Consider the following 7,953-nt stretch of genomic DNA (forward strand, 5'->3'; position numbering starts at 1 on the left):
CGGGTGATGCAGCGACCGCATCGGGTGGTGGTCCTCGTACTCGACGGGGCGCTCCCGCTGGATGTCGGGATCCCGACGGAGGTGTTCCAACCGGAGTCGGGGTTCCCCTACGAGGTGTCGGTCTGCGGGGTCACCGCCGGAACGGTGCCGTCCCACGGAGGCTTCGGCTACGCGGTCCCGCGGGGCCTGGACGCACTGGCCGACGCGGACACGATCGTCGTCCCGGGGTACGCCCCGGCGGGTCGGCCGATACCGGTGGAGGTGCGCGAAGCGCTCCGGAGCGGCGCATCCCGCGGGGCACGCATCGCGTCGATCTGCTACGGCGCATTCGCCCTCGCGGATGCCGGCCTGCTCGACGGCCTGCGGGCGACGACGCACTGGGATGCGGCGGAGAAGCTCGCGGAGCGGCATCCGCAGATCACGGTCGAGCCGAACGTGCTCTTCGTCGACGAGGGAGCCATCCTCACCTCGGCGGGGGCCGCCGCCGGTCTCGACCTGTGCCTGCACATCGTTCGGCGCGACCTCGGCGTGAGCGCGGCGAACGAGATCGCACGAGGACTCGTCACCGCGCCCTACCGGACCGGGGGTCAGGCCCAGTACCTGCCGAAGACCAGCTCGGCAGCCCATGGCGAAACCCTCGCCGCGACGCGCGAATGGGCCATGACGCGGCTCGACCAGCAGCTCACCATCGCCGGACTCGCCGCACACGCGCGGATGTCGCCCCGCACGTTCCTGCGCCGCTTCACCGAGGAGACCGGCAGCACCCCGCTGCAGTGGATCCTCCGGGCGCGGGTGGACACCGCCCGCGAACTCCTGGAGAGCACGAGGCTGTCGGTCGACCGCATCGCCGACCAGGTCGGCCTGGGAACCGGATCGAACCTCCGAGTGCATTTCCGCCGGCTCCTGGATGTGTCCCCTCGGAGTACCGGGCCACCTTCTCCGGGCGGCGCTGACCACCGCGCTCATCGCCCGAATGCCTGGAGCGTTCCGCTACGAAATGCGAGGAGGAAGCGCCACGGTCTCGCCGGCCACATCGATCGCGACCTTGCCGTGGAGTACGTACGACCGCCTGTTCTCCAGGAGCTCATGAGCCTCCCCCATTCGAGCGAGCGGAAGAGTCGCGCCGATGACCGGCTTCACGAGACCCCGCTCGACCAGCGTGGTGAGCGCGTCCAGCTTTCCTCGGTTCTGTCGTGTGAAGACGAAGTGGTAGGCGGCGTTCCTGCCCCACGCCTCGATGAGGTTCTGCGGCTGCGCGATGTCGACGATGCTGACGACGCGTCCGAAGTCGGCGAGCGTCAGCGGGCTCCGGGTGAGCGCATCCCCACCGATCGTGTCGAGGACGACATCGACCCCCTTGCCTCGCGTCATCTCGGCCACGGCCTCGACGTAGTCCGTCGACGTGTAGTCGATCGCTGCGTCCGCTCCGAGAGAGCGCACGAACTCCTGGTCGCCGGCTCTCGCGGTGGTGATCACTCGTGCGCCGATCGCCTTCGCGACCTGGATCGCGATCGTGCCGACACCGCCCGCGCCTCCATGGACGAGGATCGTCTCCCCCACGGTGAGCTGAGCTCGCGTCACCAGGGCCTCCCATACCGTTCCGCCGACGAGGGTCAGGCTCGCCGCCTCCAGGTGACCGAGGTTCTCCGGCTTCCGGCCGACGAGGTCGACGTCGGCGACGTGCTGCTCGGCGTAGGAGCCGGGGCCGCCGAAGATCCGGGGCGTGTAGTACACCGCATCGCCGGCGCGGAACTCGGTCACGTGGGATCCGACTTCTTCGATCACCCCGGAGATGTCGTGCCCGATGATCGCCGGGAGCGGCACATGATCTGCGTAGTCTCCGCGACGGATCTGGTAGTCGAGTGGGTTGACGGCGGTCGCATGGACGCGCACCCGTACCTGGCGGGGTTCGACTTGCGGTACGGAGACGTCGCGCAGCTCGAAAGCATCGGCCCCTCCGAAACGGGCGAGCACAACGGCCTTCATCGGATCAGCCATATCGATGTTCCTCATCGTGGTTCTGGGTGCGCGACGCGCCAGGACGGGCGGTTCTCTCTCAGCGTGGCACGCATGATCCACGCACTCCAGTGGCGGCAATGCCAATATTCGCGAGGATAGTGACACGCCCGTCGCGGTGCTCGGGCATGCTCCTTCCGCGGACGCTCGGGCATCGGTGGCGGTGGATCAGGCGGTCGTCGAGGTCCGTCCGCCGAGGTGGCGGGCCAGGAAGGCCTCGAGGGTGCGGTAGAGCTCGATGTTGCTGTCCGGGTTGATGAACCAGTGACCCTCGTGCTCGTTGCGCAGGTACTCGACCTCGGCGCCGCGGGCGCGCAGTGCCCCCACGACCCGCTCGGAGTTCCGCGGGGTGACGCGGACGTCGTTGGCGCCGTGGATGAGCAGGACGGGTGCGGTGATGTCGTCGACCCGGCTGATGGGCGAGCGGGCGAGCATGTCGGCCCGCTGCGCCGGGTGGTCCGGGTCACCGATGTAGCGCAGGTAGCTGTTCTCGACCGAGCGGCGGGCGAACGGGACGACCGACTCGACGAGGTCGACGAGATCGGACATGCCGGTGTAGCTGACCGCGGCGGCGAACCGGTCCGGGGTGAACGCAGCCCCGACGAGCGCGGCGTAGCCGCCGTAGGAGCTGCCGTAGATCGCGACCCGGTCCGGGTCGGTGCAGCCCTGGTCGATGGCCCAGTCGAGGGCGTCGATCAGGTCATCGTGCATGCGCCCGGCGAACTCGCCGATCGCGGCCCGGGTGAACGCCTTGCCGTAGCCGGTGGAGCCGCGGAAGTTCACCTGCAGCACCGCGTAGCCGCGGTTGGCCAGCAGCTGCACCTCCGGGTCGTAGCCCCAGCTGTCGCGGTACCACGGTCCGCCGTGCACCAGCAGCACGGTCGGCAGCCTGCGGGGTTCGACCCCGACCGGCAGGGTCAGGTGACACGGCAGCGCCAGGCCGTCGCGGGCGGTGACGCTGATCGGGGTGACCGGGGCCAGCCGGGCCGGGTCGAGGTGCGGGAAGGGGCAGAACAACCGGCGGGCCTGGCCGGTGGTGTGGTCGTAGAACCAGGTGACGCCGGGATCGCGGTCGTGGGTGAAGTCCACCACCCAGCGCTGAGCGGTCGTGTCGCAGGAGACGTGGGCCAGGTCCCCGTCGGAGAGCTCGGCCAGTCGCGGGAGCACCTGCGCGAAGTGCGGGTCGAGAGCGTGGATCTCCTGGCGGGCGCCGAGGTAGCGGGCGCCGAGCAGCTCGCCGGTGCCCGGGTGCAGGATCAGCGAGGACGGGAAGCGCGGGTCGGCCTCGGGGCGGGGGGTGTCCAGGTCGAACACGGGGTGGCTGTCCATCCCGATCTGCTCGCCGGTGGCCAGGTCGACCCGGACCAGACGGGCGCGGTCCGACCCGCGCGACGAACCGATCCACAGTCCGGTCCCGTCCGGGGTGGGCGCACAGGGCAGGATCCCGAACATGTGGTCGTGCCCGGAGAACCGGGCGATCGGACGCCGGACGTCGTCGGCCCATTCCGCGAGCACGTGGTCACCCCCGTCCTCCATGCCGACGGCCAGCAGCCGGCCTGGGGTGCGCAGCCACGTGGTCACGTCGCCGGGGTTCTCCGCGACCAGGGTCAACCGGGCGGTCGCCAGGTCGAGCTCGTACAGGTCGGCCAGCTCGGGCCGGCGCTCGTTGAGCTGGACGAAGGCCGTCCCCGGCCGGTCCGGCGGGAGCTGCGTGCCGAGCAGCCGCACACCCTCGTAGGGGGTCAGGTCAACAGCGGGCTCGTCGGGCCGGGTCGGGTCGACGCGGTGCAGGTGCCAGTTCTCGTCGCCGCCGGTGTCCTGCTGGAACAGCAGGTAACGGCCGTCGACGGACCAGAAGAAGGTGTCGATGTTGCGCCGGGCGTCTGAGGTGACCCGACGGGCGCCGGGTACGTCGTCGGGGGTGGCCCAGTCCGAGTCCACGTCACGGACGAACACGTTGAGCCGGCCACGCCACGGGGCGAGGTAAGCGACGCTCGCCCCGTCCGGGGACAGCAGCGCGCGGCTGCGGGTCGGGGGACCGAAGAAGTCCTCGACGGGGATCGGCGTCGACGGGGTGGTCATGGGATTCCTCCTGATCGGTCGGGTGTGCCTGCGCCCGAGTTCAGACCCCGACGTCGCGTCAGGCTCAAGACCGTCCGGCGTGAGATGAGCCACCTACGTGCGCGGGGACGGGCCGGCCGCAGCCAGCCGTTGCTGGACCCGGCGCAGGACGCGGTGCTGCACCGGCCGCAGGGACTGCCCGCTCAGTTCGTCCATCAGCGCCGCCGCACGGGGCTCGAGCGCAGGCACCGCCGCGAGTCGCGCCGTAAAGAGCCCGGCCAGGATCAGCCGGTCGTGCTCGTAGCGGGCCATGTCCGCAGGCGTCCCCGCGGCGGGACCGGACCGCCATGTCGACACCTCCGGGGGAGGCCGGCAGGCGCGCCGGTGCGCCGCAGCGCGGCGATGCTGGCCCGGCGGGCGGTGAGACGAGGCCGTCCGCCGGTTGATGCGATCGATCACCATCCCGCCCAACAGGCCAACGGCTTGCGAGGTCAGGTAGATGACGACGGTGCGCGGCATGCGACCAGGACAAACCCTGACGTCGCGGCGGGGTCAAGATGAGGACACGACTCGTCCGGGTATCCGGCCAGCAAACCCCGGGGCGGGGTATCGGCGGACACCGATTCGGGGACGACGACGGCCATCACCGCCAGGAGCAGTTCGGGCTCGCCCCGTAGGACTCGGCGGCCTGGCGGGACCGTCCGCAGCGCGCGCACGATGTCTGCGTCCCGATCGGCTCGGTCCACGCTGTTCCTGCAGTCGGCCGTCAGCCGTCCCGTCCCTCCACCGCGACTGCGCGATCACGTCCGCACGGCCTGCCCCCGATTCCCCATCGCGCCGGGTCGACCGGGTTCAGCACGATCCAGGTCTGCTCGCGGATCGACTCGTCGAAGACGTCGACGACGGCGTCGGTGAGCGCCGCGATCAGCCGTTCCTGGGTCTGCGGGGTGAGCCGCCCCTCGAAGATCCTCACGTCGATGTAGGGCATGGAGTCTCCTTCTCCGCACGACCGGCGACCTCGTGCGCAGCCTCGTCGAGAGCGTGGACGAGGTGGTCGACCTGCGCATCGGTCAGCGAGGGGTGGCAGGGCAGGTTCATGTGGGCGCCGAACCACGACGACTCGGCCACCGGGCACTCGCCGGGGCCGTGCGGGCCGCGGGCCCGCCACTCGGGCATCAGGTGCTGGGGGAAGTAGCGCAGCTGGACCTCCACCGAACGCCGGTCCAGGGCCCGGACCAGGGCGTCGCGGGCGCCCGGGCGGTCGACGAAGAACGTGTGGAGGTGGCGCGCGTCCGTGACCCCCGGTTCCGGGGTGGTGGGTCGCAGCCAGTCGTGCCGGGTGAGCACCTCGTCGATCCGCGCGCCGATGTGCCTGCGCCGCGCCACGAGCCCGGGGAGCCGGTCGAGCTGGACCAGGCCGACCGCGGCGGCGGCCTCGGACATGGTGGCGTTCGTGCCGGCGCGACGGACCCCGGCACAGGCGTGGCCGTGGGCGCGGTCCGCCCATTTCATCCAGGCCAGTGACGGCGGCGGTGCCGTCGGCACCAGGCCGCTGACGAAGTCGCCGTCGACCTCGTTGGAGCGGCGGCGGTCGAGCCGCTCCGCCCAGTCGTCGCGATCCAGGGTGATCATCCCGCCCTCCCCGAGGGTGGTGATGTTCTTGCTGGCGTGGAAGCTGAAGCAACCGATGTCGCCCAGCGAGCCCGGGCTCCGGCCGTGCCGCTGCGCGCCGAGCGCGTGCGCGCAGTCCTCGATCACGACGATCCCCCGCGGCCGCGCGTGCGCCATGATCCGGTCCATGTCGGCGGGCCGCCCGCCGTAGTGCACGAGCACGACCGCGCGGGTCCGGTCGGTCGTCAGCGCCTCCAGCCGGCTCGGGTCGATGTTGAGCGTGCCCGGGTCGACGTCACAGAAGCGGACCCGGGCCGGGGTGTCGAGCAGCGGCTGGACCGTGGCCTGGAAGGTCTGCGGGGTCGTGATCACCTCGTCGCCCGGGCCCAGGTCGAGCAGCCCGATCGCGAGTTCGAGCGCCACCGTCCCGCTCGTCACGGTGAGCGCGTGCCGGACGCCGACCAGCTCGGCGAAGCGCCGTTCGAACTCCGCGCGCCGCTCACCGGACGTCAGCCGGCCACCGGACCGGACGAGCTGGGCGATCGCGTCGGCCTCCCGCTCCCCGAGGTGGCTGCCCCGGTGCGCGAACGGGACCCGGTAGCCGGGCGTCACGCGGACACCAGCCGTTCTCGCAGCGCATTCTTGTCGATCTTGCCGACGGGTGTGAGCGGCAGCGCGTCGACCAGCTCGACCTGGTCGGGGTGCTTGTACTGGGCGACGCCGAGCGCGCGCAGGTGCCGTGCGACGGCAACCTTGCCCACGGGCTCGTCCCGGCACACGAGGAACGCCACCGACCGCTCCCCGAAGCGTTCGTCCGGCGTCCCGACGACGGCGGCCGCGGCGATCCCGGGGTGGGCGAGGAGGTGCCCCTCCACCTCCGTCGCGGCGATCTTCTCGCCGCCCCGGTTGATCTGGTCCTTCACCCGCCCGACGACGTTCAGGTGCCCGGTCGGGAGCTGCCGGACGACGTCACCGGTGCGGTAGAAGCCGTCGGCGGTGAACGAGCGGGCGTTGTGCTCGGGTGCCCGGTAGTAGCCGCGCAGGGTGTAGGGGCCCCGGGTCAGGAGCTCACCGGCCTCGCCGGGCGGGACGTCGTGGCCGTCGGTGTCGACGACCCGGATCTCGTCCGCCGGGGAGATCGGCCTGCCCTGGGTCGTGTACTTGAGCTCGTCGGGGTCGTCGAGCAGGGTGAGGTTGAGCAGCCCCTCGGCCATGCCGAAGACCTGTTGCAGGGTCGCGCCGAGGGCGGGCTCGACGAGCGGGGCGATCTCGTCCGCCAGCCGCGCGCTCCCGATCTGGACGACCTGCAGGCTCGACAGGTCGTGCGAGGTCCGGCGCGCCTCCTCGATCCACACCGGGGTCAGCGGCGGGTTGAGCGCGGTGATCGTCACGCGCTCGCGCTCGATCAACGGGAAGGTCGTCGAGGGGTCCGGGCTCCCGGAGAGGACGGCCGTTCCACCCACGGCGAGCACCCCGAGCAGGCCGGGGCAGCTCATCGTGAAGTTGAACGCGACCGGCAGCACCGCGAGGTACACCGAGTCGGCGTCCAAGCCACAGATCCGGGCGGCGGCGAGGGCGTTGTAGGCGTAGTCGTCGTGCGTGCGCGGGATCAGCTTCGGCACGCCGGTGGTGCCGCCCGAGAGCAGCAGCAGCGCGACGTCCGACGAGGAGGGGGCGTCCTCGATCGGGCCGGTACCCGGCTCGGGCAGGTCGCCGAGCGCGACCGCGCCGTCGCGGCCACCCGGCTCCCCCGCGACGACGACGTGCCGCACCCCGGGCACCTGCGCCCGTACCGTGGCGGCCAGCTCGCGGTAGTCGAACCGGGCGTGCACGTCCGGGACGATGTGGGCGACGGCGCCGCTGAGCGCGGCCAGGTGGGTGATCTCGGCGGCGCGGTGCCCGGGCAGCGCGTGCACCGGCACCACCCCGAGACGTTGCAGTGCGAACCAGGTGACGACGAAGTCCGCGCCGTTGGGCAGCTGGAGCACCACCGTGTCCCCGCGCTGCAGACCGAGTCCGCGCAGGCCCGCGGCGAGCGCGTCGACGGCCCGGTCGAGCTCGGCATAGGTCATCCTGCGGTCGGCGTCGACGACGGCCGTCCGGTCCGCGTGCGCGGCGGCGAGATCGCGTAGCTGCGCACCGAACGTACGCCCGGCCCAGTAGCCGGCGCGGCGGTAGCTCTCGGCCGTCTCCGCGGGCCAGGTCGGCGCGTCCGCCTCGTCCGGCTGAGCGTTCCCCGTCATGCGTGCTCACTCCTCGTGGTCG

At 71.9% G+C, this 7,953-nt stretch carries 6 protein-coding genes and 1 pseudogene; 1 reads left to right on the plus strand and 6 read right to left on the minus strand.

The genetic code is table 11. The features are described from left to right. Positions 1-6: 6 nt before the first annotated feature. A pseudogene (locus FB558_RS45775) lies at positions 7-864 on the plus strand (GlxA family transcriptional regulator); the annotation flags it as partial. A gap of 126 nt (positions 865-990) precedes the next feature. Here FB558_RS45775 and FB558_RS45780 read toward each other — a convergent pair. The 6 genes from FB558_RS45780 to FB558_RS25120 all read right to left on the minus strand — a co-directional run bounded on the left by FB558_RS45780 (position 991) and on the right by FB558_RS25120 (position 7,931). Further along, positions 991-2,013, minus strand: a complete 1,023-nt coding sequence (locus FB558_RS45780) for a zinc-dependent alcohol dehydrogenase family protein (protein ID WP_425468095.1) — start codon at positions 2,011-2,013, stop codon at positions 991-993. 171 nt (positions 2,014-2,184) lie between these two features. Then, positions 2,185-4,098 (minus strand): S9 family peptidase, encoded by a 1,914-nt coding sequence (locus FB558_RS25100; RefSeq protein WP_142057442.1) that lies wholly within the window; start codon positions 4,096-4,098, stop codon positions 2,185-2,187. Between the two features lie 93 nt (positions 4,099-4,191). Next, positions 4,192-4,596 (minus strand): hypothetical protein, encoded by a 405-nt coding sequence (locus tag FB558_RS25105; protein WP_211366829.1) that lies wholly within the window; start codon positions 4,594-4,596, stop codon positions 4,192-4,194. Positions 4,597-4,843: 247 nt separating this feature from the next. After that, positions 4,844-5,065 carry a tautomerase family protein gene (locus FB558_RS25110; RefSeq protein WP_142057444.1) on the minus strand — a complete coding sequence of 74 codons (222 nt, stop codon included), beginning with the start codon at positions 5,063-5,065 and terminating at the stop codon, positions 4,844-4,846. Beyond that, positions 5,047-6,300 carry a DegT/DnrJ/EryC1/StrS family aminotransferase gene (locus FB558_RS25115; RefSeq protein WP_142057446.1) on the minus strand — a complete coding sequence of 418 codons (1,254 nt, stop codon included), beginning with the start codon at positions 6,298-6,300 and terminating at the stop codon, positions 5,047-5,049. Before FB558_RS25115 ends, FB558_RS25110 begins: the two co-directional genes overlap by 19 nt. Then, positions 6,297-7,931 carry a (2,3-dihydroxybenzoyl)adenylate synthase gene (locus FB558_RS25120; RefSeq protein WP_142057448.1) on the minus strand — a complete coding sequence of 545 codons (1,635 nt, stop codon included), beginning with the start codon at positions 7,929-7,931 and terminating at the stop codon, positions 6,297-6,299. The genes FB558_RS25115 and FB558_RS25120 overlap by 4 nt, the downstream gene beginning before the upstream one ends. Positions 7,932-7,953: the final 22 nt, after the last annotated feature.

The sequence above is a fragment of the Pseudonocardia kunmingensis genome (genome assembly GCF_006716445.1).
GTDB classification, from domain to species: Bacteria; Actinomycetota; Actinomycetes; order Mycobacteriales; family Pseudonocardiaceae; genus Pseudonocardia; species Pseudonocardia kunmingensis.